The sequence below is a fragment of the Peribacillus alkalitolerans genome (assembly GCF_010882125.1).
Lineage (GTDB): Bacteria > Bacillota > Bacilli > Bacillales > DSM-1321 > Bacillus_BN > Bacillus_BN alkalitolerans.
Window position 1 is genome coordinate 160941 of record NZ_JAAGVZ010000007.1, and the last position, 23888, is coordinate 184828.

Below are 23888 nucleotides of genomic sequence, written 5' to 3' on the forward strand. Positions count from 1 at the left end.
ATCAATGAAAGAAGCTACAGTTAATGTCATTGGTGCAGGATTGGCTGGCAGTGAAGCTGCGTGGCAAATCGCTCAAAGAGGAGTAAAGGTCAATTTATATGAAATGAGACCTGTGCGTCAAACACCTGCTCATCACACTGATAAATTTGCAGAACTTGTTTGTAGTAACTCTTTAAGAGCGAATACGCTAACTAATGCAGTAGGTGTTTTAAAAGAAGAAATGAGACGGCTGGATTCCATCATTATTTCATCTGCGGATGCATGTGCCGTTCCAGCTGGTGGTGCCCTTGCAGTAGATCGACATGAGTTCGCGGGTCGAGTGACAGAAATGGTGAAAAATCATCCAAACGTTACGGTTATTCATGAAGAAATCACTGAGATACCTGAAGGTCCAACAGTTATTGCAACTGGCCCACTAACAAGTCCTGCTTTGTCAGAGCAGCTAAAAGCGTTGACAGGTGAGGAATACCTTTATTTTTATGATGCTGCTGCACCTATCATTGAAAAGGAAAGCATCAACATGGACAAGGTATATTTAAAATCCCGTTATGATAAGGGTGAAGCGGCATATTTAAACTGTCCGATGACTGAAGAAGAATTTGATCGCTTTTATGATGCCTTAATTGCTGCTGAAACTGTTCCAGTAAAAGAATTTGAAAAGGAAATCTTCTTTGAAGGTTGTATGCCCATTGAAGTCATGGGAGCTCGTGGGAAGAAAACCATGTTATTTGGACCATTAAAGCCCGTTGGATTGGAAGATCCTCGTACAGGAAAAAGACCATTTGCAGTCGTTCAGCTTCGTCAAGATGATGCAGCAGGGACTCTTTACAATATCGTTGGTTTCCAAACTCACTTAAAGTGGGGACCACAAAAAGACGTGATTCAGTTAATTCCAGGTCTGGAAAATGCAGAAATCATCCGATATGGTGTTATGCATAGAAACACGTTCATAAATTCACCTAAAGTCCTTGAACCTACGTATCAATTTAAGAACCGTAAAGATTTGTTTTTTGCTGGTCAAATGACAGGAGTAGAAGGGTATGTTGAATCTGCTGCATCTGGATTGATTGCTGGGATCAATGCCGCTCGACTTTCCATGGGACAAGAACTACTAGTTTTCCCTGCAGAAACGTCTATGGGAAGCATGGCAAGATATATTACGACTACTAGCGCAAAGAACTTCCAACCAATGAATGCAAATTTTGGATTGTTCCCTGAACTACCTGTGAAGATCAAAAGCAAGAAAGAAAGATATGAAATGCATGCGAATAGAGCGTTAGAAACAATTCAGAACTTTGTGAAAAATTTGTAAAATCATTTGCAAGGGCTACTTGTAGTATGTTACTATTTAGTAGCTCTTGTGAGGTGATTGGATGGAAAATGTGAACAAATCAGTACAATCCTTTATGGAATATTTACAACTCGAAAAGAACTACTCAAAATATACAATAGAACATTACCAACATGACATTAGTGAATTCCTTTTGTTCATGATTGAACAAGGCATAAATGAATTACATATTGTTTCTTATTTCGATGCACGATTGTACTTAACACATCTTTACGATAAACAATTATCTAAAAGGACCATATCCCGTAAAACCTCTTGTTTAAGGAGTTTTTATAAATTCTTAATGAGGGAAAAGCTTACGGCGGAAAATCCATTCAAGTCAGTTTCGCTTCCAAAAAAAGACCACAAACTTCCCAAGTTCTTATATGAAGAGGAAATAGAGGTCATGTTAAAGGCCATCGATTCCACTACAGAGTTAGGGAAAAGGGATTTAGCGTTAGTCGAGCTTTTATATGCAACTGGAATCCGTGTAGGAGAATGCGTAGGAATTCAATTGGGCGATCTGGATTTTTCTTTGGAAACTATATTGGTTCATGGAAAAGGAAAAAAAGATCGTTACGTTCCTTTTGGTAATAAAGCAAAACATGCTTTGTTGGACTATATTAATATTTCAAGGAATAAACTAGTAGGGAAACTGGATTCAGATCACGGGAAGTTATTTGTGAATTTTCGGGGAGCACCATTGACTGCAAGAGGAGTTAGATATGTTCTTAGTAGTATGATCGAGACAGCTTCGGTTCAAGGGAATATTCATCCCCATGTTCTACGCCATACATTTGCTACCCATTTATTAAATAATGGTGCGGATTTGCGTTCTGTACAAGAGTTGCTGGGTCACTCAGAGATTTCATCTACACAGATATACACCCATGTAACGAAAGAGCAGCTAAAGAAAGTATATAATTCTGCTCATCCACGAGCGTAATCGCAAAAAGGAGATATCAATGGGAAACTTTCATGCGACTACAATATTTGCTGTACACCATAATGGACAATGTGCCATGTCTGGAGACGGTCAAGTAACATTCGGAAATGCCGTTGTAATGAAGCACACTGCTCGTAAAGTAAGAAGGCTCTTCAATGGTAAAGTCTTAGCAGGCTTTGCTGGATCTGTAGCGGATGCTTTTACGTTGTTTGAGATGTTCGAAGCTAAATTGGAAGAGTTTAATGGCAATTTACAACGATCTGCTGTTGAATTGGCGAAGCAGTGGAGAAGTGACAAAGTATTAAGGCAGCTTGAAGCAATGTTGATTGTAATGGATGCAGATAACTTGCTGCTGATCTCAGGTACCGGTGAAGTGATTGAACCAGATGACGGTATTTTAGCTATCGGTTCAGGTGGTCATTATGCCCTATCTGCAGGAAGAGCACTTAAGCGATATTCTGGAGAGCATCTTAATGCCCGTCAAATTGCTGAAGCAGCGTTAGAAATTGCTGCAGAGATTTGCGTTTATACAAATTCCAATATTATAGTTGAAGAACTATAAAACAAGGAGTGAGACTATGAAGGATAAACGTAATGATTTAACTCCCCGTCAGGTAGTTGAAAAATTAGATCAATACATAGTTGGCCAAAAGGATGCAAAAAGAGCAGTGGCCATTGCGCTACGAAATCGCTATCGTCGTAATTTGCTAAATGAAAAGCTTCGTGATGAAGTCGTTCCTAAAAATATTCTAATGATCGGTCCGACAGGTGTTGGGAAAACAGAAATTGCTAGAAGAATGGCTAAATTGGTCGGGGCACCCTTTGTTAAAGTGGAAGCAACAAAATTCACTGAAGTTGGGTATGTGGGTCGTGATGTTGAATCGATGGTACGTGATTTAGTTGAAACATCGGTTAGAATCGTTAAAGAAGAGAAAATTAATTCTGTTAAGGAACAGGCAGAACAAAATGCTAATAAAAGGCTAGTGGAGCTATTAGTTCCTTCAATGAAAAAGGCGACAAATTTTAAGAATCCATTAGAGATGTTCTTTGGTGGTAATAATTCTAGTCAAGAAGAAGAAACACATGCGTCTGAGGACACAAACCTTTTTGAACGAAGAAGTGCTGTTGAAAAGAAATTAATTTCTGGTCAACTAGAGAGTGAATATGTGACAGTCGAGGTTGAAGAACAACAAGCTTCCATGTTTGACATGCTACAGGGTTCAGGAATGGAACAGATGGGCATGAATATGCAAGATGCACTTGGAAGCTTAATGCCGAAAAAGAAAAAGAAGCGAAAGCTTAAAGTTTCTGAAGCAAGAAAAGTTTTAACCAATGAAGAAGCAGCTAAGCTGATTGATATGGATGAAGTTACACAAGAGGCAGTTTTTAGAGCAGAACAGTCTGGTATTATATTTATTGACGAAATCGATAAAATTGCTAGTAAGCAGTCTGGTGGTTCATCTGCGGATGTATCTCGTGAAGGTGTACAGAGAGACATTTTGCCTGTTGTTGAAGGATCAACTGTAGTAACGAAGTATGGTTCAATCAAGACGGATTATATTTTATTCATTGCTGCAGGAGCTTTCCATATGGCGAAGCCTTCTGACTTAATTCCTGAGTTACAAGGTAGATTCCCAATTAGAGTTGAATTGAAAAAATTAACTGTCGAAGATTTTGTAAGGATTCTTCATGAACCTGATAATGCTTTATTGAAACAATATTCAGCATTATTAGAAACAGAAGGTATACAAATAGAATTTTCTGACGATGCTATTCGTAAGATTGCCGAAGTAGCATTTGAAGTAAATCAAAATACTGATAATATCGGTGCAAGACGTCTACATACTATCATGGAGCGCCTATTGGAAGATCTCTCTTTTGAAGCACCTGATATTACAATGGAGAAAATCACAATCACCCCTCAATACGTTGAAGAGAAACTTGGCACCATTTCAAGAAACAAAGACTTAAGTCAATTTATCCTATAAATCATGAAAAAGTTTCATGGTGAAGTAAAAGGGTAATCAAGTAATGAATGACCTCTCAAATGATTGAAATAGACTTATAAAGATTCTCTCTATTTAAAGTAATTGATGAAATAATGGCCATATACAGGAGGAAAAGTAACCAATGAATTTGCTTGCTAAAACTAGAAAAATTAATTCCATGCTACAAAATGCGGCTGGAAAACCCGTGAATTTCAAGGAGATGTCTCAAAGCTTAAGTGATGTAATCGAATCCAATGTATTCGTTGTTAGCAGAAGAGGAAAACTTCTTGGTTTCGCTATTAACCAATTAATCGAAAATGAGCGTATGAAAAAAATGTTAGAAGACCGTCAGTTCCCTGAAGGCTATACGAAAAACCTTTTCAATATCCAAGAAACCTCGTCAAATTTGGATGTTGAAAGTGAGTACACAGCATTCCCTGTGGAAAACAAAGAACTATTTAAAAGTGGTTTTACAACAATTGTACCCATTATTGGTGGAGGAGAAAGATTGGGTACATTAATTTTGGCAAGATTAGAAGAAATGTTCCATGATGATGATTTGATCCTAGCTGAATATGGCGCAACGGTTGTTGGAATGGAAATCCTGCGTGAAAAAGCAGAAGAAATTGAAGAAGAAGCTAGAAGTAAAGCTGTCGTCCAAATGGCTATTAGCTCACTTTCTTATAGTGAATTAGAAGCAATTGAGCATATTTTTGAAGAGTTAAAAGGAAATGAAGGACTCCTTGTAGCGTCAAAAATAGCTGATAGAGTTGGAATTACTCGTTCGGTAATTGTAAATGCCTTACGTAAACTTGAAAGCGCTGGAGTAATCGAATCACGTTCACTAGGGATGAAAGGTACGTATATCAAAGTCTTGAATGATAAATTTTTATTCGAACTTGAAAAATTGAAAAACCATTAATAAATAAAAAGACGTAAGTGGGTAATACATTATCCCATTTACGTCTTTTTTTGTTTGAATGTAATTGCGAGCTGAATATTATATTAAAATTGGTATTTTTATGTAATTATGTTAAATAGGTCAAAAGTATGCGTACAATTTTTGTAACATTCAGTATGATAATATTGTCGGTTTTTGAAATATTATAATAATATTTGTAACATCAAATTAACCGAAAATATGACTTTACTCCTAAAAAAATGTCTTTTTTTCGACAATTATTTTAAAAATAGTAAAATATACGCATGTTAAAACCTCCAAGATACATAGACATTGGTACCGTTATTCATTACAATAGTTAATAGTTAGTGGGTTATATCTTAATTCTACAAATAAAGAATATTATGGAATAACAGGTGACAAAATATGACATTGTTTTCATCCTCTATCTCTAGTTTAGAAAGAGCTCTAGATTATTCAGCCACAAAACAAAAAGTTATTTCGCAAAATATTTCAAACGCTGATACTCCTAACTATAAAGCCAAGGATGTACAGTTCGGGAAAATATTCGACGAGCAATTAGCTTCAGTCACTGCTAAAAGGACAAATCCAAGACATTTTGAATTTAAAACGCACAATGCCTCTGCAGCAATCAACATCAATAGAGGAGCTTCATATAATCACAACGGAAATAGCGTGGATATTGATAAAGAAATGAGTGATTTGGCTACAAACCAAATCTACTATAATGCTGTTGCTGATCGTTTGAGTGGCAAATTCGAGTCACTTAAGACAGTCATTAGAGGGGGCAAATAATTATGACTATGTTTCATAGCATGAACACTACTGCATCCGCCCTAACTGCTCAACGATTGCGAATGGATGTTATTTCATCCAATATGGCAAATGTGGATACCACAAGAGGAAAACTAGTAAATGGAGAATGGCAACCATACAAGAGGAAGATGGTAGTTCTAGAACCTAAGGATAGCCATTTTTCAAACTTTTTGAATATTGCGATGGGCACCAAAAATAACCAGTCAGTTGGACAAGGAATGAAGGTTAGCAAAATAATTGAAGACAAAACCCCATTTAAAATGGTATATGATCCGGAACATCCGGATGCAAATTCTGACGGATATGTAGCAATGCCGAACGTGGATCCGTTAAGAGAGATGGTTGACTTAATGAGTGCGACCCGTTCGTATGAGGCAAACGTCACAGTGTTTAACGCATCTAAAGGAATGATGATGAAAGCTTTAGAAATTGGTAAATAGATAGGAGTATTTTTATGCAAGGAACTGGTTTAACGCCTTTAACGGGCGTTTTTGTTAATAAATTGAGCAAACCATCTACTACTACACCTACACCATACGAAGCCCAAGAAAAATTTGCGTCCGTATTAAAAGAATCTATTAATAAAGTTAATGAAGCTCAAATTCAGTCTGATAAAGTTACAGAACGGATGATTAGAGGGGAAAATGTCGATTTACATACGGTCATGATTACATCTCAAAAAGCGAGCATCACACTTCAAACAACAATGGAAATTCGAAATAAAGTTGTCGAAGCATATCAAGAGATTATGAGAATGCAAGTATAACATTCATCGAAAACCTAATAGACATAAACCATTATCTTTTAATCTGAGAAAACAGTAAAACTGGGGGATCATGATGAATGTAAAGCTACAAACTATCAAAAATAGGATAATGACTTTTTGGAGTGAAAGAACCAAAACCCAAAAACTACTTTTTGGTAGCGGAATCTTATTTATTATCATTTTAATTATCGTTACTTCAGTTCTGGCTTCTAAAACGACTTTAGTACCTTTATATAGTAATCTGTCAGCTTCTGAAACTGGCAGTATTAAGGAGAATTTGGACTCCAGGGGTATACAATCTGAAATAGCTGATGGCGGTACAACCATTTTAGTTCCAGAAGAGAGTGTTGATACTCTGAAGGTTGAATTAGCTGCTGAGGGTATTCCGGAATCTGGGAGTATCGACTATTCATTTTTTGGTCAGAATGCGGGAATTGGGATGACAGAAAATGAATTCAATATTCTAAAGTTAGATGCTATGCAAACTGAACTTGCTGATTTAATGAAAGGAATTCAAGGTGTAAATGACGCTAAGGTAATGATTACTTTACCTGAAAAAGGGATCTTCGTTAATGAAACAAGTGAAGAAGCTTCTGCTTCAATCGTGTTGCATACGAAACCAGGACAGAAATTCGAAGACGAAAAAATAAAAGCGCTCTATCATTTAGTATCAAAGAGTGTTCCGAACTTACCTACAGATAATATCGTCATCATGAATCAAAATTTTGAGTATTTCGATTTAAATAATGAAAAAAAATTCCAATCTGGTGGAGATTTTGCAACTCAGTATCAAATAAAGCAGGAAATCGAGAGAGATATACAAAGACAAGTACAGAATATGCTTGGGACTTTAATGGGCCGAGATAAAGTAGTAGTGACAGTGTCAACGGATATAGATTTTTCTCAAGAAAACAGAGAGGAAAATCTGGTCACTCCAGTTGATGAAGAAAATATGGAAGGTATTGCAATTAGCGCCCAAAGAATCACTGAAACATTTACGGGCAATGCTGATGCCGCTGGTGGTGTACCTGCCGGAGAAGATCCAGGGGATTCCCTTGGCTCAAGTTACCTTGAATCAAATGGTGGTTCAGGGGATTACGAGAAAACAGAAGAAACCATTAATAATGAAGTGAATAGAATCCGTAAGGAAATCGTAGAAAGCCCATATAAAATCCGAGATTTAGGGATTCAAGTAATGGTAGAACCGCCAACTCCTAACAATCCTGATTCGCTTCCTCAAGAGCGTATTGATGACATAACAAGAGTATTAGGTACCATTGTAAGAACTTCAATTGATAAAGATGCCATGGGTGAAGAATTATCTGATGAAGAGATTAATAATAAAATCGCTGTTTCCGTTCAAGAATTTAATGGTAAAGTCGATTTCGCTTCAGAAACAACAACACAGATTCCATGGTGGGTATACGCAATCGGTGGAGTGCTTTTACTTGCATTAATTATTTTATTAGTATTATTCCTCCGTTCCCGAAGAAAACAAGAAGAAGAGGATTTGGAATTTGAAGAGCGTGTAATTCTTGATATTCCAGATGTAAATGAAGAAAAACAAGAAACAGAAGGCACGTTAAAAAGAAAACAGCTTGAAAAACTTGCGAAGGAGAAACCAGACGAATTTGCAAAGTTATTGCGTTCTTGGTTAGCTGAAGACTAGGGGGAAATAAGGTGCAAAAGAAAGATAGAAAAGGTGAATTGACTGGCAAACAAAAAGCTGCCATCTTACTCATTTCCTTAGGACCTGATGTATCAGCTTCAGTCTACAAGCATTTATCAGAGGAAGAAATTGAGCGTTTGACATTGGAGATATCAAGTGTTAGGAAAGTCGACACGCTTGAAAAGGAAGAAATTTTAGAAGAGTTTCATAACATTGCATTGGCACAAGATTATATCACCCAGGGTGGAATCGGTTATGCAAAGACTGTTTTGGAAAAGGCACTAGGAACAGATCAAGCTGCTGCCATCATAAATAGGCTAACATCATCTTTACAAGTTAGACCGTTTGATTTTGCTAGAAAAGCAGATCCTGCCCAAATATTGAATTTTATCCAAAATGAGCACCCACAAACAATAGCACTCATTCTTTCTTATTTAGATCCATCTAAGGCAGGGCAAATATTATCTGAACTTCCTCAGGAAGTCCAAGCTGATATTGCAAGAAGAATTGCGATTATGGATAGTACATCTCCAGAAATAATTAACGAAGTTGAACAGATTTTAGAAAGAAAACTTTCAACTACAGTTACACAGGATTATACACAAACAGGCGGGATTGAAGCTGTTGTAGACGTGTTAAATGGAGTAGATCGAGCAACAGAGCGTACAATTTTAGATGCTTTAGAAATACAAGATCCTGAACTAGCAGAAGAAATTAAAAAGCGTATGTTTGTCTTTGAAGATATTGTTACTCTAGATGGCCGAGCGATTCAAAGGGTTATCAGGGATTCTGATAATGATGATCTGAAATATGCACTTAAAGTGGCTAGTGAGGAAGTTAAAGAAATTGTATTCAAAAATATGTCTAAGCGTATGGTGGAAACCTTTACGGAAGAGATGGAATATATGGGTCCTGTTCGCCTAAGGGATATTGAAGAAGCTCAATCACGTATTGTAGCAGTAATTAGGCGATTGGAAGAAGCTGGTGAAATCGTCATAGCACGCGGTGGAGGAGATGATATTATTGTCTAGAATCATCAAATCGATGTGGGCTACTCCATCTGAAGAAAAAAAAAAGCCAATTAATATAAGACGAATTAATGTTCATGATTTCAGTGAAGAACCAATACAGAATAATGCTCCAACCTTTAATGAAAAAGAAATTGAAGAACTAATTGAAGAAGCAAAACAACAAGCTTTTAAGATCATACAAGATGCCAAACTAGAAGCGGAACAAATTCTTTTTGAAGCAAATCATGCAAAAGAATCTTGGGAAAATGTCGAAAAGCCACACTTGATTGAAAACGCTCGTAATGAAGGTTTTCTTTTGGGCACTGAAGAAGGACGAAAGCAAGGATGCTTGCAAATGAGGCATTCAATAGATTTAGCAAAAGAAGTAGTGGATACTGCCAAGTCTGACTACCAATCCCATATAGAATCATCTGAAGAAACAATCCTACACCTTGGTCTGAAAGTAGCAGAGAAAATTATTAATAAACGGTTAGAAGCATCAGAAGAGGATTTTTATTCAATTGTTAGGAAAGCAATGAAAGAAGCAAGGGAATACCAGGATATTCAATTACATGTCCATCCAATCCATTATGGATATTTAATGGCACAAAAAGATGAATTGTTGTCCTTATTTCCGAAAGAAACTGATTTTTATATTTATCCCGATGATGAGTTAGCAGAGTCTACTTGTATCATTGAATCTTCTAATGGCAGGATTGATGCAAGTGTGGATAGCCAGCTTGATGAAGTTCGAAAAAAATTGTTTGAAATTTTAGAAGGTGATGTATCAAGTGAAGGCTAGTCAATTATTATCACGGATTGACGAACTCGATTCATTAAAGAGGTATGGTCGAGTTAAGCGAGTTGTTGGGCTAATGATTGAATCGCAAGGCCCTACTAGCTCTATTGGCGAGGTATGTTTCATCCATACTGGATCAAACGGGAATAAAAGGAAAATTAGAGCTGAGGTCGTCGGATTTAGGGAAGAAAATGTGATTCTGATGCCTTATACAGCAGTGAATGAAATTTCCCCAGGGGCTTTGGTAGAGGCCACATCAGCATCATTAGAAATAAAAGTTGGAACCGACTTGATTGGACAAGTATTAGACTCCCTAGGTAATCCATTAGATGGTAGCAATCTTCCAAAAGGATTATCAACTGTGTCCACAGAACAAGATCCACCTAACCCAATGGAGAGGCCTCCAATAGATGAGGGTATCGAAGTTGGTGTTCGGATGATTGATAGTCTCCTTACAGTAGGGAATGGACAGAGAGTTGGGATATTTGCTGGAAGTGGTGTAGGTAAAAGTACATTATTAGGTATGATCGCTAGAAACACAAAAGCCGATTTAAATGTAATTGGACTAATAGGAGAACGCGGAAGAGAAGTTAGGGAGTTTATCGAAAAGGATTTAGGACCTGAAGGACTTAAACGATCCATTGTAGTTGTAGCCACTTCCGATCAACCTGCTTTAATGAGGATTAAAGGAGCTTATACTGCCACTGCCATTGCCGAATATTTTCGGGATAAAGGCTTAAATGTAATGCTGATGATGGATTCTGTAACCCGTGTTGCAATGGCGCAAAGAGAAATTGGTCTAGCAGTCGGAGAGCCTCCTACCACAAAGGGGTATACACCTTCCGTGTTTGCTGTCCTCCCTAGATTATTAGAACGGACAGGGACAAATAAGCTTGGTTCAATTACAGCTTTCTATACCGTATTAGTGGATGGTGATGATATGAACGAACCGATAGCAGACACCGTCCGAGGGATCCTCGATGGACATTTTGTTCTAGACCGTTCACTGGCAAATAAGGGGCAATATCCTGCAATTAATGTTTTGAAGAGTATTAGCCGTATTATGAACAATATTGTAGACCCTGAGCATCGTGGAAGAGCGGAAAAACTTCGAGAGTCAATGGCGAAATATTTAGAAAATGAAGATTTGATAAATATAGGTGCTTACAAAAAAGGATCTTCAAAAGAAATTGATGATGCTATCAAAAAATATCCTGAAATTCTCTCTTTTCTAAAACAAAGCACTACAGAAAAAGTAAGCAAAGAAGAGAGTATCGCCAAATTAATGAATTTAATAGGAAATGGTGAGTAGGATGGTTTATCAATATAAGTTTTCGAAAATATTGACGTTGAAAGAAAGAGAAAAAGAAGACGCGTATTCTAAATACAGTCAAGCACTAAAACATTTTGAAGAAGTGGCAGAAAAATTATTTAGATTATTGAAGAAGAAAGAAGATTTGCTTGAATTCCAAGAAAAAAAATTAGTAAATGGATTGTCAGTCGATCATATCAGGCATCATCAATCCTTTATTGGTAACTTAGAAAAAATCATCGATCATTGTCAAAAAGAAGTGATCGAAGCGCGAACTAAACTGAATCTTTTTCAATCGTTACTGATAGAAAAAAATGTTGAAGTCAAAAAGTATGAAAAAATAAAAGAAAAAGACTTTAGTAATTTTCTAGAAATAGTTAAAGAAAATGATAATCGACAAATGGACGAAATTTCGATTCAACAATTTGTCAGCAAAGAAAATTAGGTGATTGAATGGCTAAACAAATCGATGGAAATGTGATGGAAGAGAAAAAGACATATAACAAATTTCAATGGTTCCTTTTTATTGTAATCATTCCATTGTTGTTTACAGTTGCTTTAGCATTGATTGTCCTTACGGTTGCTGGTGTAAATGTATTTGAGCTAACGAAGAAATATAGTAGTCACGTCCCATTTTTATCTTCTTCCCAGGAAAATAACAATTCCTCATCTATTAAAGAATTTCAAAGCAAGATTGTCGACCTTGAAGCAGAAATTATCGATCGAGAAGAACTGGTAACCAAATTAGAATCGATTATTGAAAGCAGAGAAACGGATCTTGAAACTTTAGAAATTGAAAACCAACGTCTTGAAGAAGAAATAATAGAACTACAGGCTGCTCAAGAAGATCACAAAAAAACGTTAAAAGATATCATTAACACCTATGAAACAATGAAACCCAAAAAAGCTGCTCCTATTTTAACAGCCTTAACGGATGAGGAAGCTGTAAAGATATTATCGAAACTAAAAGCAGATACTCTTTCATCAATTTTAGAACAAATGGAACCTGAAGATGCAGCTAGGCTAACCCAGCAACTCACTGTCCATTCTGAAAACGATCCATCCTTAAACGAGGAATAATAACACCACATTCTATTATTGAAGGGAGGTGAAAATATGCAGACAAGTAGTGTAAATCAATCAAATATATGTTCACAGACTAATAAAACATCACTACTAAGTAAGTCTCGCTCCTCTTCATTCGGGTCTGTTTTCTCGAATATGACGAAAATCACGGACGAAACTAAATCAACCAATGATAATAAAACTATTAGCAATGGTATGGAGGAGTTACTATCATTTCTATCCATCAATCATTTAACTGAAATTGAGGGCGCTGGAGCTTTTATTGAAGATTGGATGGTAAATGGTGCAGAAGTGAACTCACACCCATTTATGGATAAGTTGTTCAAGGATGAAGAAATTTCTTCTTTAAATGAGTTATTAGGATCATTTTTTATTGGTTTGAATCTAGATACCGAAAAGCTTCCTAGTCTTGGAGAAGGTTCATTTTTTGAAGTGAGTCTAAAAGCCCTTAGAGGGATTACAGAAATGCTTAATGGTCCTGAAGGATATTCACAATTAAAAGATAACCTACCTTTGATTAAAATGGCTAAGCTTCAAACCATGCTTGCTAATTTCATGGATTTATCCAACGCAGATATAAACACTAACAATGCCGTTAAGTCATTTCTTAATGAAATAGCATCAAAATTAGAGAAGCAATTGTCCTATCAAAATACAAGTTCATACGTTAAACAACTGGATAGCACTTTAGAGGAGACTAAACAGACTTTTACTAGTCAAATAAATACCTTGAAAGAACATCCAAAACTGAATAGTAAAGAAACCCTTTTATCGGCATTCCAAAGAAATATAAAACAAGAAACAGCAGATATGCTGGGATTGCCAAAATCGTTATCTCTGGCTACTAGTGACCAACCTCTAGGCCAAGGGTTTACACTTTCCATGTCAAAGGTTGAACAGTTTGTCCTGACAGTCGGTAAAAGTGACACATCGGTGAATCAAGAGCAATTTATCAAGTCTTTTGAATCCATCATCGCCAAATCCATTTTACAAAATGGCAAGGGGCTACAAAAAATACTTATCAGGTTGAATCCAGAACATCTTGGAAGCTTACGAATCGAGTTGATTCAAAAAGATAGCATGATGGTTGCGAAGATTTTGGCTTCTTCAGGAAAAGCAAAAGAACTTCTTGATTCTCATCTTTCAGGCCTTAAACAAGCATTTACTAATCAGAATTTATCTGTTGAAAGAGTTGAAGTATCTCAATCGTTCAATCCTTTCACACAAGAAAAATCCTTGACTCGTGAACATGGACAAAATCAGCACCAACCAAGGCACCAGGAAGATACCAATCAAGAACAAGACGATAATGAAGTAGATTTCCTTTCAAGTTTTGAAGAAGCTTTACTTAGTGTAGAAGGGTAGTTGCTAAATGTCTAAAATACAAGAAAGTCTTTTACTGACAAGCTATCAGCAAGATAAAAGAAAAACAGGCTCTGATGTATTAGGGAAAGATGATTTCTTAAAAATCCTGATGACACAGCTTCAGAATCAAGATCCAATGAATCCTATGCAAGATAAAGATTTTGTTGCACAAATGGCAACCTTTTCTTCCCTTGAGCAAATTACAAATATGGGAAAATCTATAGAAAAATTTGTTTCTGTCCAACAACAAAGCCAGCTTATTTCTTACAATCAGTTTGTGGGGAGAGAAGTAACATGGCATAAACTGACTGAAAATGAAGACCCAAATAAAGCACCTATTATATCTGAAGGAAAAGGGATTGTTTCCTCTGTCCAGTTTAAAGAGGATAGTGTAATTTTCATCCTAAAAGATGGAACTACACTTGAACCAGGAAACATTTCTCAAATCAATCAATCCAATACTACTAATAGTCTATTAACAGCAAGTGAACTAATTGGGAAAATGGTAACCTGGAAAAATGAATCAGGTGTTGAAGTTTCAGCAAGGGTTAAAAGCGTTCAAACGAAAGATGGTCAAACTGTATTTGAGATGGATAATGAAGAAAAATCTAAAATCATTTCCGATCAAATGATAAGTATTTCAGCTTAAAGAGAGGTGAAGTTATGAACAAAACTACCTTTAGGTCAGTACATTCACCTATAATCCCGTTACACAAGAACAAGAGTAACAGTCCAAAACCAACAGGACAGATAGGGATATCATTTTCAAACCAATTAAACCAAGAAATTCAAAAACAAGTACAACAAAAGCCGTTAACTTTTAGCAAGCATGCAACGATCAGAATGGATCAAAGAAATATTTCAATTGATGTAGAAATGCAGAGAAAGATTGAAGAAAAACTATTAGAAGCAAAAAACAAAGGTGTAAACGACTCCCTAGTTCTATTACATAATGCAGCCTTAATCATCAATGCCAAGAACAATACCGTTATCACTGCTATGGACAGAAATGAAGCAGCATCCCAAATATTTACCAATATCAACGGAACCATATTAATAGATTAATAGGCTGGACCGAAAAGGAAGCCTAGGCTTGCTGAATGACAGAAGCGGCCATTAAGAAAGGGGAAACTATAATGCTTAGATCCATGTATTCAGGTATCAGTGGTTTAAAAAACTTCCAAACAAAGCTTGACGTAATAGGAAATAACATTGCAAACGTTAATACATTTGGTTATAAAAAAGGTCGCGTAACATTCAAAGACACGATGAACCAAACCATTGCTGGTGCAAGTGCTGCTCAAGATAACCGTGGTGGAAAAAACCCGATGCAGGTTGGACTAGGGTCGACTGTAGCTTCTATTGACACAGTTCATACTCAATCTAGTTTGCAAACTACAGGGCGACCTTTGGATCTTGGAATATCAGGAGATGGGTATTTTGTTGTTAAGCAAGGAAATGCTGAATTTTTCACTAGAGCTGGGAACTTTTATTTAGATGATAATGGAAACCTTGTAAATGGTGATGGTATGAAAGTTCAAGCATATAAGTATGATGAACAAGGTAATATTACCAATAAATATGGAGATGTTGCTGTTAATGTTAATGCAGTTTTACCTCCTGTTAAAACTACTGGTATTGAATTTTCTGAAAATTTATCAAGTAATGCAAATAAAGGCTCAGTGTTTAATCAGCAAATTAAAGTAGTGGATGAAAATGGTATATCCCGTTCTACTACTATTTACTTTAAAAAACTCTCACAAGATAATTGGGGTGTATATACAAAAGAGCCATTGGAAGCAACAGCTATCCCAACTGGTGGATTAAAGGCGGATTTATCCGTATATACCGGATCAAATAAAGTCAAGTGGGATTTGCGATATACTGGTACTGCTGGTAGTGAATATAGTTTAACAGACGGAACTAATACTATCCCATTGACAGTAACAGCTTCCAAAAAATTAATATTACCTAATCCAGTAAATCTAACTCATAAAACTTTACTTGCAGGACTTCAATTGGACGTTTCAAGCATTGAAAAACCAGCAAGTGTAACATCAACACAATTAATAGGTAATACAGGAAATTTTAAGGTGAATATACCTACTTCGTACACACCTTCAACTGATACAAATTATTCAATAACATACACTGCAGCAGTACCACCAGTACCTGGACCAGCGGCCCCAGAATCTTACAATATTAGTGTGAATGGTGCACCAGCAACAACAATAACTTGGAATGCTAGCGGGAAATTTGTAACAGCTGAAGGAGTAGAAATTGATAAAAATGGGTTATCTCCTAATGATGGAGACACGTGGATAATTGATGCGAAAGCAAAAACCCCACAAGTTCCTAACCCTGCTACTACACCCATAGCGTCGATTGAGGTAAATCCAGCAACTAAAGAGGATCATAAATTGACATTTGTTAATGGCAAGATTCCAAATGATAAGTCGACGATTACAATGGATTTATCAATTCCTTCTGGTTTTAAGGATGATGTTGATACTGTTACAAATGAAAGTATACAAATATTAAAAGGAATCAAATTTGATTTTTCAAAATTAACACAGGAAGATGGATCAATGACTGCTCTAATAAATCCAGATGGGAATACTGAAGGTTCTCTTGAGAGCTTTAACATAGGTGCTAGTGGGGAAATTAATGGTGTTTATTCAAATGGACAAGTTTTAACTTTAGGCCAGCTTGCACTAGCTAAATTTTCCAACTCATCAGGTTTAACTAAAGCAGGTAACAACCTCTTCCAAGAATCCATCAACTCAGGTACTGCTAATATTAACGTTGCCGGAGAAGGCCGAGGAACAATTGCTTCAGGTTCACTTGAAATGTCAAATGTTGATTTGTCAGAAGAGTTTACAGAAATGATTACTGCTCAACGTGGGTTCCAAGCAAATACTAGAATTATCACGACTTCAGATGAAATCCTTCAAGAGCTAGTTAATCTAAAACGATAGATTTAAGGGAGGGTAGGAGCTAAAGAACTTTTGTTACTTTAGCTCCCCATTACATTGATCAATGTCACTAGGTTAAACGGGAAGAGCTATATGGTAAACGCACTATACATAGAAGCGGTTGAATCTCATCCTGATACGATGATTACATTAACGAATGGTAAAAAGTTTGTTGTTGCTGAAACGGAAGGTCAAATTAAGACTGCCATTATCCAATTTTATCGTTCTATTAATTTATTGGGGCTTCAGAAAAATGAGGAGGACCTAGCTAATGAAGAATAAGCTCCTTACAATCATGATAGTATTGTTAGTTTCAATTACCTTGATCGGTGCGATAGCTTTAGTTGTCGTCCTAAAATTCACAGGGGATGAAGCTGCACATTCTGAACCTTCCATCGATGAAATCATCGATGCGTCAGTGGAGGTTCCTGAAATCACTACAAATTTAGCAAGTGGAGATTTTATTAAGATTTCCTTTATGGTTCAAACCGACAGCAAGAAAGCGAAGGAAGAATTGGAAAAACGAAACTTTCAGGTTAAAAATATTATTTTAACCGAGCTTTCTGAACTTAAGTCAGATGATTTAAAGGGCAAGGCCGGAAAAGAAAAGCTTCAAGATAAACTTGAAAATAAGTTAAACAGCATTATGCAGGAAGGTACGATTGAAAAGGTGTACATCACCTCATCCATCCTCCAATAAACAAATAAAGAATATATTTACAGAGGTAATGGGAGGTGACGATCCTTGTCGGGTGAAGTATTATCACAAAACGAAATTGATGCACTCTTGTCTGCCCTTTCAACAGGTGAAATGAATGCAGATGAGTTAAAAAAAGAAGAGGCTGAGAAAAAAGTTAAGTCTTATGATTTTAAGAGAGCTCTCCGTTTTTCAAAAGATCAAGTAAGAAGTTTAACTAGAATACATGAAAACTTTGCAAGACTATTAACTACGTTTTTCTCTGCTCAATTGAGGACTTATGTTCAGATTACGGTTGCATCAGCCGATCAGATACCATATGAAGAATTCATTCGGTCTATTCCTAAAATGACCATATTGAACGTGTTTGAGGTTCCACCTCTTGACGGACGCATTTTAATGGAAGTCAATCCAAACATCGCTTATTCCATGCTTGATCGTGTTCTTGGTGGAAGAGGATCCAGTGTAAATAAAGTAGAAAACTTGACTGAGATTGAAACCAAAATTATGTCCAATCTATTTGAAAGAGGATTTGAAAACCTTCAAGAAGCATGGTCTACCGTAGCTGAAATTGATCCAATCATGACGGATTTTGAAGTCAATCCTCAATTTTTACAAATGGTATCTCCCAACGAAACTGTTGTGGTCATATCATTGAATACTCAAATTGGAGAGACAACGGGAATGATAAATATTTGCATTCCACATGTAGTCTTGGAACCAATCATCCCAAAATTGTCTGTTCATTATTGGATGCAAACAACTAAGAAAGAAAGATCGACTGAAGAAATTGAGGTCCTGGAGAAAAGGATTGAACAATCTGTCGTACCAGTTATAGCCGAACTCGGTAGAACGGATATTAGTATTCAGGATTTTTTACTTCTCGATGTCGGTGATGTGATTGATTTAAATAGATTTATAGACCAACCACTTACAATAAAGGTTGGGGATGTGCCGAAATTTGAAGGTCAACCAGGTAAAGTAGGTAGAAAAATGGCCGTTCAAATTTTGGACACATTGAAAGGGGGAGACGAAGAATATGGTAAGTGATGATATGCTATCTCAAGATGAAATTGATGCTCTTTTGAAGGGTACAGATGATGATTTCGGAGTTGACGATCCCCCTGTTGATGATTTCCTTAGTTTAATGGAACAAGATGCACTTGGAGAGATTGGTAATATTTCTTTTGGAAGCTCTGCAACAGCTTTATCTACCTTATTAAATCAAAAAGTGGATATAACGACACCGACCGTCTCTGTTATCCATCGTTCAAAACTTCCAGAAGAGTTTCAACATCCTTATGTGGCTATAAAAGTAAATTATACTGTTGGTTTTTCAGGGGTGAATCTACTAGTAATCAAGCAATCAGACGCCGCAATCATTGCAGACTTAATGTTGGGTGGAGATGGAATAAACCCTTCCGATCTTTTAGGTGAAATCCAACTAAGTGCGGTACAGGAAGCTATGAATCAAATGATGGGTTCCGCTGCGACATCAATGTCTACAATCTTTAATAAAAAAGTGGACATCTCACCACCAAGCATCGATCTATTGAATATGGAGCAAGGTGAGGGCGGAGATTCCATTCCAGCAGACGAATTACTTGCCAAAATATCGTTTCGCTTGAAAATTGGGGAGTTAATAGATTCAAATATCATGCAATTATTGCCTATCCAGTTTGCAAAAGAGTTAGTTGATGAGCTATTGAACCCATCACCAACAGTGGAAACTAAAGTTGAGCCAATCATAGAGAAACCTATGGAACAAGCTATCCAACATCAGCAACCCGTTCAAAATCAACATATGTATCAACCACAGGCGCAACCAGTTGATGCAAATCAATATGAACAACCGCCGATGGCTAATTATAGTGGACAAGGATATCAAGCACCACATAATCCTTATGAGAATTATCAGCCTGCACCGCATCAACCACAACACTTAGGCTCTCAATATGTACAACCTATGCAAGCAGTGAATGTACAGCCTGCAAGTTTTACAAGCTTTGAGCCTTATAGATTACAGGAGCCAGAACAAAAGAATCTGGATATGCTACTAGACATCCCACTTCAGGTTACTGTAGAACTCGGTAGAACAAAACGTTCTGTGAAGGAAATTCTCGAGCTATCAAGCGGTTCGATCATTGAATTGGATAAGCTCGCCGGGGAGCCTGTTGACATCCTGGTGAACGATCGCCTAATCGCAAAAGGTGAGGTTGTGGTCATTGATGAGAATTTTGGAGTTCGGGTTACAGACATCATTAGTCAAAGTGATAGACTTAAAAAATTAAGATAATTTCTTGGGGGTAATAATATATGGCACATAAAATTTTAATCGTAGATGACGCTGCATTCATGAGAATGATGATTAAGGATATTTTAAGCAAAAATGGTTTTGATGTAGTTGGGGAAGCTGCTGATGGTGTCCAAGCCATTGAAAAATTTAAGGAAACATCTCCAGATTTAGTTACTATGGATATCACTATGCCAGAAATGGATGGGATTACTGCATTAAAAGAAATCAAAAAGCTGAATCCATCCGCAAAAGTGATCATGTGTTCTGCGATGGGTCAACAAGCGATGGTAATTGATGCAATTCAAGCAGGTGCACGTGACTTTATCGTGAAGCCATTCCAAGCAGACCGCGTATTAGAAGCAATCAACAAGACATTGAGCTAATATTCTATCATCAGTTAGAGGGTGTAATCCCATTGGTTTATTTTAAAAAAATAACTTACTTCTTTGTTATTACAATGATCGTTCTGCTTGGATCCAATATTCAGGTCCAAGCAGAGCAAGGTGAGAAAACAGTAAAAGATTTCTATCAACCTAAGGATAAAAAAGAGAGTACTGAAAAGGTTTCTGATTCCGAAAATAATACAGCGGATATAGGATCTTCAACAGGTCTTACTTTTTTTGATTTTTTGAGAATGATAGTAGCAACACTTTTTGTTGTTGCCCTTCTCTATTTTGTGTTGAGATTTATCAATAAAAAAAGTAGAGCTTACCAAAAGGTCACCTATGTCCAAAATTTAGGTGGAACGAGCTTAGGTGGAAATCGATCCATCCAATTAGTGAAAATTGGGAACAGAGTTCTTATAGTGGGAGTTGGAGAGGACATCCAATTATTAAAAGAAATCGATAATCCAGAAGAATTCTCTTCCATTATGGACACTTATCTTTCTACAGGAGAATCCGATTTTCAAGCTTCAGATATTTTTTCAAAATTTGTTGTTAAAAAGCAAGCGTCAAATAATCCATCTTTTGAAAACTTTACTTCTCATATTAAAGAGCAATTAAGTGATTTTTCTAAGTCAAGAAGGAAATTACAACAAGATTTGAAGAAGGAGAAAGACCGAGATGAATGAATTCATGGAATTTTTCAACGGCAATGACGCTTCTTCAGTTTCAACTTCTGTAAAGTTATTGCTTCTACTTACAGTGTTATCCTTGGCACCAAGTATCTTGATCTTGATGACATGTTTTACACGGGTCATTATTGTTTTAGGATTTGTAAGGACGTCTTTGGCGACACAACAAATGCCTCCAACCCAAGTTCTTGTTGGATTAGCATTATTTATTACTTTTTTTGTCATGGCTCCTACCTTTCAAGAGGTGAATGAGAAAGCTTTGACCCCGTTGTTTAATGAGGAAATTCAATTGGAAGAGGCCTATGAAAGGGCATCGGTTCCTTTTAAGGAATTTATGAGTCAACATACACGTCAAAAGGATTTGGAACTGTTTTTAGCATACGCGAAAATGGATCGTCCAAAAAGTATTGAAGATATTCCCTTGACGGCACTTGTACCAGCATTCGCAATCAGTGAAATAAAGACGGCCTTTCAAATTGGCTTCATGATTTTCATACCATTCCTAGTCATTGATATGATTGTAGCTAGTGTTTTAATGTCGATGGGTATGATGATGCTTCCACCAGTGATGATATCATTGCCTTTTAAGATTTTACTATTTGTGTTGGTGGATGGTTGGTATCTTGTTGTTAAATCTTTGCTACAAAGCTTTGAGTAGGTGAGGAAAGTGAACCAAGAATTTGTTGTAAAAATAGCTGAGCAAGGGATTTACACTATATTAATCATTTGTGGCCCTTTATTATTATTGGCACTTGTAATTGGATTGGTCGTAAGTATTTTTCAGGCTGCCACCCAAATCCAAGAACAAACATTGGCTTTTGTTCCTAAAATTGTGGCCGTTCTTCTTGGATTAATCTTTTTTGGTCCATGGATGCTTGGCCATATGCTTTCTTATGCACAAGAAATCTTCGGTAATCTCAATAGATTTGTAGGTTAATGGATATGCAGGAGCTATTGCCTCAATTCCCAGGTTTTTTGTTGATTTTAGTTAGGGTTACTGCATTTTTTGTGACAATGCCGATTTTCTCATATCGAACAATTCCTGCCAGTCATCGAATTGGCTTTAGTTTTTTTCTGGCATGGATCATGTATTACACGATGGATATTCCTGTTTTAGAAATAGATGTTAGCTATTTCCTTTTAATAGTTAAAGAAGCATTAGTAGGATTAATGATAGGATTTATCGCATTTGTAATAATGACTGCAGTTCAAATTGCCGGAGGATTTATCGACTTTCAAATGGGATTTGCGATCGCCAATGTAATCGATCCCCAAACTGGAGTGCAAAGCCCTTTAGTTGGTCAGTACCTTTATACCTTCGCTTTGCTTTTTTTGCTTGTGACAAACGGACATCATTTATTACTTGACGGCATTTATTATAGTTATCAATTCATACCCGTTGATCAAGCCTTTATTCCATTTAATAATGAAGATTTATTACTCTTTGTTGTAAAAAGTTTCAACAAAGCGTTTCTCATTGCTTTCCAAATGTCGATTCCTGTTGTCGGAAGCTTGTTTATTGTCGATATTGCTCTTGGTATTCTTGCTAGGACAGTTCCTCAACTAAATATCTTTGTGGTAGGACTACCAATCAAAATTGGTGTGAGCTTTGTTGTCTTGATTATCGTTATGGGTGCACTTATGACTTCTGTCTCTCATTTATTTGAATATACGATTATTACAATGAGAGGTTTAATGGAATGGATGGGAGGAACCTGACGTGAAGTTACAACTAAATCTGCAATTTTTTGCTGGTGAAAAAACGGAAAAAGCCACTCCAAAAAAAAGACAGGATGCCAGGAAGAAGGGCCAGGTTGCGAAAAGTCAGGATGTTAATACAGCAATAGTCTTACTTGCTGTGTTTTTTCTTCTCCTAATGACAGGTGGACATATGTTGGATTTAGTTTTAGGAATATATAAAGTGTCATTCCAGGAATTCATGTTAATGGATTTAACTGAAGCCAATATTCAATCGATTTTTGTTCAAGTAACTGAGAAAGCTGCTTTATTTTTGCTACCTATTATGGGGATAGCCATGGTAGCTGGATTGGCTTCAAATTATATGCAGGTCGGCATACTTTTTTCCACAGAGGCTATACAGTTCAAACTTAGCAAATTGAATCCAATTAGTGGGTTTAAAAGAATTGTGTCTGTAAGGGCGCTAGTAGAATTATTAAAATCTATATTAAAAATAAGCTTTGTAGGATTTATTGCATTCTCTGTTGTTTGGTCCCGGATGGATGAAATATTGATTTTATCTCAAAAATCAGTAGGTGCCTCGTTGATTACCTTAGGTGATATTACGATAAAGGTAGGATTGTATTCTTCTGGTGCCCTTTTGTTTTTGTCTTTGATGGATTATCTTTACCAAAAATATGATTTCGAAAAAAGTATCAGAATGTCTAAACAAGATATCAAAGATGAATATAAAAACATCGAGGGTGACCCTCTTATAAAATCGAAAATTAAGCAAAAGCAAAGAGAGATGGCGATGCAAAGGATGATGCAAGAAGTACCAAAAGCCGATGTCGTCATTACCAATCCCACTCACTATGCAATTGCTATAAAATATGATGAAAAACAAGCTGATGCACCTATAGTTGTAGCAAAAGGTGTAGACTATGTAGCACAAAAAATTAAATTTGTTGCAAAAGAAAATGATGTTGTAATGGTAGAAAATCGGCCTTTAGCTAGGGCGTTATACGACCAAACGGATATCGGCCAAGCTATACCTGAAGAGTTCTTTAAAGCGATTGCAGAGATACTTGCCTTTGTCTATAAGACAAAAGGTAAAGTGTAATTTTTATACTTTAAGAAAGTATAAATTGGCAGCAAA

The 23888-nt window shown here is 36.5% G+C and carries 28 protein-coding genes and 1 pseudogene; all 29 read left to right on the forward strand.

The genetic code is table 11. The annotated features are described in order from the left end of the window. Positions 1-4 precede the first annotated feature (4 nt). The 29 genes and pseudogenes from trmFO (at position 5) to flhB (ending at position 23852) form a co-directional block, all read left to right on the forward strand. A complete protein-coding gene (trmFO, locus tag G3O09_RS10805; protein ID WP_163101495.1) occupies positions 5-1312 on the forward strand; it encodes an FADH(2)-oxidizing methylenetetrahydrofolate--tRNA-(uracil(54)-C(5))-methyltransferase TrmFO in 1308 nt (435 codons plus the stop codon). A gap of 61 nt (positions 1313-1373) precedes the next feature. Continuing rightward, positions 1374-2276, forward strand: a complete 903-nt coding sequence (gene xerC, locus G3O09_RS10810; protein WP_163101496.1) for a tyrosine recombinase XerC — start codon at positions 1374-1376, stop codon at positions 2274-2276. A 19-nt stretch (positions 2277-2295) separates the two neighbouring features. Then, the gene (gene hslV / locus G3O09_RS10815) at positions 2296-2838 is read left to right on the forward strand and encodes an ATP-dependent protease subunit HslV (protein WP_163101497.1); all 543 of its coding nucleotides are present in this window, start codon (positions 2296-2298) and stop codon (positions 2836-2838) included. Positions 2839-2854: 16 nt separating this feature from the next. Then, positions 2855-4264 (forward strand): HslU--HslV peptidase ATPase subunit, encoded by a 1410-nt coding sequence (hslU, locus tag G3O09_RS10820; RefSeq protein ID WP_163101498.1) that lies wholly within the window; start codon positions 2855-2857, stop codon positions 4262-4264. Between the two features lie 142 nt (positions 4265-4406). Continuing rightward, positions 4407-5186 (forward strand): GTP-sensing pleiotropic transcriptional regulator CodY, encoded by a 780-nt coding sequence (gene codY, locus G3O09_RS10825; protein WP_163101499.1) that lies wholly within the window; start codon positions 4407-4409, stop codon positions 5184-5186. 405 nt (positions 5187-5591) lie between these two features. Next, positions 5592-5981: a flagellar basal body rod protein FlgB gene (gene flgB, locus G3O09_RS10830; RefSeq protein ID WP_163101500.1), complete on the forward strand. Its 390-nt coding sequence runs from the start codon at positions 5592-5594 to the stop codon at positions 5979-5981. Positions 5982-5983: 2 nt separating this feature from the next. Continuing rightward, positions 5984-6442, forward strand: a complete 459-nt coding sequence (gene flgC, locus G3O09_RS10835) for a flagellar basal body rod protein FlgC (RefSeq protein WP_163101501.1) — start codon at positions 5984-5986, stop codon at positions 6440-6442. Positions 6443-6456: 14 nt separating this feature from the next. Further along, positions 6457-6768, forward strand: a complete 312-nt coding sequence (gene fliE, locus G3O09_RS10840; protein WP_163101502.1) for a flagellar hook-basal body complex protein FliE — start codon at positions 6457-6459, stop codon at positions 6766-6768. Between the two features lie 73 nt (positions 6769-6841). Continuing rightward, complete coding sequence (gene fliF, locus G3O09_RS10845) at positions 6842-8437, forward strand: flagellar basal-body MS-ring/collar protein FliF (RefSeq protein WP_163101503.1); 1596 nt, start codon at positions 6842-6844, stop codon at positions 8435-8437. An 11-nt stretch (positions 8438-8448) separates the two neighbouring features. Continuing rightward, positions 8449-9468, forward strand: coding sequence for a flagellar motor switch protein FliG (gene fliG / locus G3O09_RS10850; protein ID WP_163101504.1), 1020 nt, complete (start codon positions 8449-8451; stop codon positions 9466-9468). Beyond that, positions 9461-10249 (forward strand): flagellar assembly protein FliH, encoded by a 789-nt coding sequence (gene fliH / locus G3O09_RS10855; protein WP_163101505.1) that lies wholly within the window; start codon positions 9461-9463, stop codon positions 10247-10249. Before fliG ends, fliH begins: the two co-directional genes overlap by 8 nt. Further along, positions 10239-11558: a flagellar protein export ATPase FliI gene (fliI, locus tag G3O09_RS10860; RefSeq protein ID WP_163101506.1), complete on the forward strand. Its 1320-nt coding sequence runs from the start codon at positions 10239-10241 to the stop codon at positions 11556-11558. Before fliH ends, fliI begins: the two co-directional genes overlap by 11 nt. A 1-nt stretch (position 11559) precedes the next feature. Then, complete coding sequence (gene fliJ / locus G3O09_RS10865; RefSeq protein ID WP_163101507.1) at positions 11560-12003, forward strand: flagellar export protein FliJ; 444 nt, start codon at positions 11560-11562, stop codon at positions 12001-12003. Positions 12004-12011: 8 nt separating this feature from the next. Further along, the gene (locus tag G3O09_RS10870; RefSeq protein WP_163101508.1) at positions 12012-12638 is read left to right on the forward strand and encodes a MotE family protein; all 627 of its coding nucleotides are present in this window, start codon (positions 12012-12014) and stop codon (positions 12636-12638) included. A gap of 36 nt (positions 12639-12674) precedes the next feature. Beyond that, complete coding sequence (locus G3O09_RS10875) at positions 12675-14009, forward strand: flagellar hook-length control protein FliK (RefSeq protein WP_163101509.1); 1335 nt, start codon at positions 12675-12677, stop codon at positions 14007-14009. Between the two features lie 7 nt (positions 14010-14016). Continuing rightward, positions 14017-14658, forward strand: a complete 642-nt coding sequence (gene flgD, locus G3O09_RS10880; RefSeq protein ID WP_163101510.1) for a flagellar hook assembly protein FlgD — start codon at positions 14017-14019, stop codon at positions 14656-14658. Positions 14659-14672: 14 nt separating this feature from the next. Then, on the forward strand, positions 14673-15074 hold the full coding sequence (locus tag G3O09_RS10885) for a TIGR02530 family flagellar biosynthesis protein (protein WP_163101511.1): 402 nt from the start codon (positions 14673-14675) through the stop codon (positions 15072-15074). 83 nt (positions 15075-15157) lie between these two features. Continuing rightward, positions 15158-15574, forward strand: a pseudogene (locus G3O09_RS22485) (flagellar hook-basal body complex protein); the annotation flags it as partial. A 141-nt stretch (positions 15575-15715) separates the two neighbouring features. Next, positions 15716-16987, forward strand: coding sequence for a flagellar hook-basal body complex protein (locus G3O09_RS22995; protein ID WP_420850337.1), 1272 nt, complete (start codon positions 15716-15718; stop codon positions 16985-16987). 54 nt (positions 16988-17041) lie between these two features. Further along, entirely contained in the window at positions 17042-17266 is a 225-nt protein-coding gene (locus G3O09_RS10895; protein ID WP_163101513.1) for a flagellar FlbD family protein, read from the forward strand. Continuing rightward, positions 17256-17684, forward strand: coding sequence for a flagellar basal body-associated protein FliL (gene fliL / locus G3O09_RS10900; protein ID WP_163101514.1), 429 nt, complete (start codon positions 17256-17258; stop codon positions 17682-17684). The genes G3O09_RS10895 and fliL overlap by 11 nt, the downstream gene beginning before the upstream one ends. Before the next feature lie 45 nt (positions 17685-17729). Beyond that, positions 17730-18731: a flagellar motor switch protein FliM gene (gene fliM / locus G3O09_RS10905; RefSeq protein WP_163101515.1), complete on the forward strand. Its 1002-nt coding sequence runs from the start codon at positions 17730-17732 to the stop codon at positions 18729-18731. Then, the gene (gene fliY / locus G3O09_RS10910) at positions 18721-19977 is read left to right on the forward strand and encodes a flagellar motor switch phosphatase FliY (RefSeq protein ID WP_163101516.1); all 1257 of its coding nucleotides are present in this window, start codon (positions 18721-18723) and stop codon (positions 19975-19977) included. Before fliM ends, fliY begins: the two co-directional genes overlap by 11 nt. A 20-nt stretch (positions 19978-19997) precedes the next feature. Further along, positions 19998-20360, forward strand: a complete 363-nt coding sequence (locus tag G3O09_RS10915; RefSeq protein WP_163101517.1) for a response regulator — start codon at positions 19998-20000, stop codon at positions 20358-20360. Positions 20361-20392: 32 nt separating this feature from the next. Next, positions 20393-21049, forward strand: a complete 657-nt coding sequence (locus G3O09_RS10920) for a flagellar biosynthetic protein FliO (RefSeq protein ID WP_240338403.1) — start codon at positions 20393-20395, stop codon at positions 21047-21049. Beyond that, entirely contained in the window at positions 21042-21710 is a 669-nt protein-coding gene (fliP, locus tag G3O09_RS10925) for a flagellar type III secretion system pore protein FliP (protein WP_108669680.1), read from the forward strand. The genes G3O09_RS10920 and fliP overlap by 8 nt, the downstream gene beginning before the upstream one ends. 9 nt (positions 21711-21719) lie before the next feature. After that, complete coding sequence (gene fliQ / locus G3O09_RS10930) at positions 21720-21989, forward strand: flagellar biosynthesis protein FliQ (protein ID WP_163101518.1); 270 nt, start codon at positions 21720-21722, stop codon at positions 21987-21989. Positions 21990-21994: 5 nt separating this feature from the next. Beyond that, positions 21995-22771, forward strand: a complete 777-nt coding sequence (fliR, locus tag G3O09_RS10935; RefSeq protein ID WP_163101519.1) for a flagellar biosynthetic protein FliR — start codon at positions 21995-21997, stop codon at positions 22769-22771. Between the two features lies 1 nt (position 22772). Continuing rightward, positions 22773-23852: a flagellar biosynthesis protein FlhB gene (gene flhB, locus G3O09_RS10940; RefSeq protein ID WP_163101520.1), complete on the forward strand. Its 1080-nt coding sequence runs from the start codon at positions 22773-22775 to the stop codon at positions 23850-23852. Positions 23853-23888 lie beyond the last annotated feature (36 nt).

What these genes read in the sequence shown, in the direction of transcription:
- fliR (WP_163101519.1), top strand. Translation starts at nt 21,995, where the DNA reads ATGCAGGAGCTATTGCCTCAATTCCCAGGTTTTTTGTTGATTTTAGTT.
- G3O09_RS10875 (WP_163101509.1), top strand. Translation starts at nt 12,675, where the DNA reads ATGCAGACAAGTAGTGTAAATCAATCAAATATATGTTCACAGACTAAT.
- flgB (WP_163101500.1), top strand. Translation starts at nt 5,592, where the DNA reads ATGACATTGTTTTCATCCTCTATCTCTAGTTTAGAAAGAGCTCTAGAT.
- fliF (WP_163101503.1), top strand. Translation starts at nt 6,842, where the DNA reads ATGAATGTAAAGCTACAAACTATCAAAAATAGGATAATGACTTTTTGG.
- flgC (WP_163101501.1), top strand. Translation starts at nt 5,984, where the DNA reads ATGACTATGTTTCATAGCATGAACACTACTGCATCCGCCCTAACTGCT.
- G3O09_RS10870 (WP_163101508.1), top strand. Translation starts at nt 12,012, where the DNA reads ATGGCTAAACAAATCGATGGAAATGTGATGGAAGAGAAAAAGACATAT.
- fliJ (WP_163101507.1), top strand. Translation starts at nt 11,560, where the DNA reads ATGGTTTATCAATATAAGTTTTCGAAAATATTGACGTTGAAAGAAAGA.
- fliE (WP_163101502.1), top strand. Translation starts at nt 6,457, where the DNA reads ATGCAAGGAACTGGTTTAACGCCTTTAACGGGCGTTTTTGTTAATAAA.
- fliP (WP_108669680.1), top strand. Translation starts at nt 21,042, where the DNA reads ATGAATGAATTCATGGAATTTTTCAACGGCAATGACGCTTCTTCAGTT.
- flgD (WP_163101510.1), top strand. Translation starts at nt 14,017, where the DNA reads ATGTCTAAAATACAAGAAAGTCTTTTACTGACAAGCTATCAGCAAGAT.
- fliL (WP_163101514.1), top strand. Translation starts at nt 17,256, where the DNA reads ATGAAGAATAAGCTCCTTACAATCATGATAGTATTGTTAGTTTCAATT.
- hslV (WP_163101497.1), top strand. Translation starts at nt 2,296, where the DNA reads ATGGGAAACTTTCATGCGACTACAATATTTGCTGTACACCATAATGGA.
- hslU (WP_163101498.1), top strand. Translation starts at nt 2,855, where the DNA reads ATGAAGGATAAACGTAATGATTTAACTCCCCGTCAGGTAGTTGAAAAA.
- fliY (WP_163101516.1), top strand. Translation starts at nt 18,721, where the DNA reads ATGGTAAGTGATGATATGCTATCTCAAGATGAAATTGATGCTCTTTTG.
- G3O09_RS10915 (WP_163101517.1), top strand. Translation starts at nt 19,998, where the DNA reads ATGGCACATAAAATTTTAATCGTAGATGACGCTGCATTCATGAGAATG.
- trmFO (WP_163101495.1), top strand. Translation starts at nt 5, where the DNA reads ATGAAAGAAGCTACAGTTAATGTCATTGGTGCAGGATTGGCTGGCAGT.
- G3O09_RS10885 (WP_163101511.1), top strand. Translation starts at nt 14,673, where the DNA reads ATGAACAAAACTACCTTTAGGTCAGTACATTCACCTATAATCCCGTTA.
- xerC (WP_163101496.1), top strand. Translation starts at nt 1,374, where the DNA reads ATGGAAAATGTGAACAAATCAGTACAATCCTTTATGGAATATTTACAA.
- codY (WP_163101499.1), top strand. Translation starts at nt 4,407, where the DNA reads ATGAATTTGCTTGCTAAAACTAGAAAAATTAATTCCATGCTACAAAAT.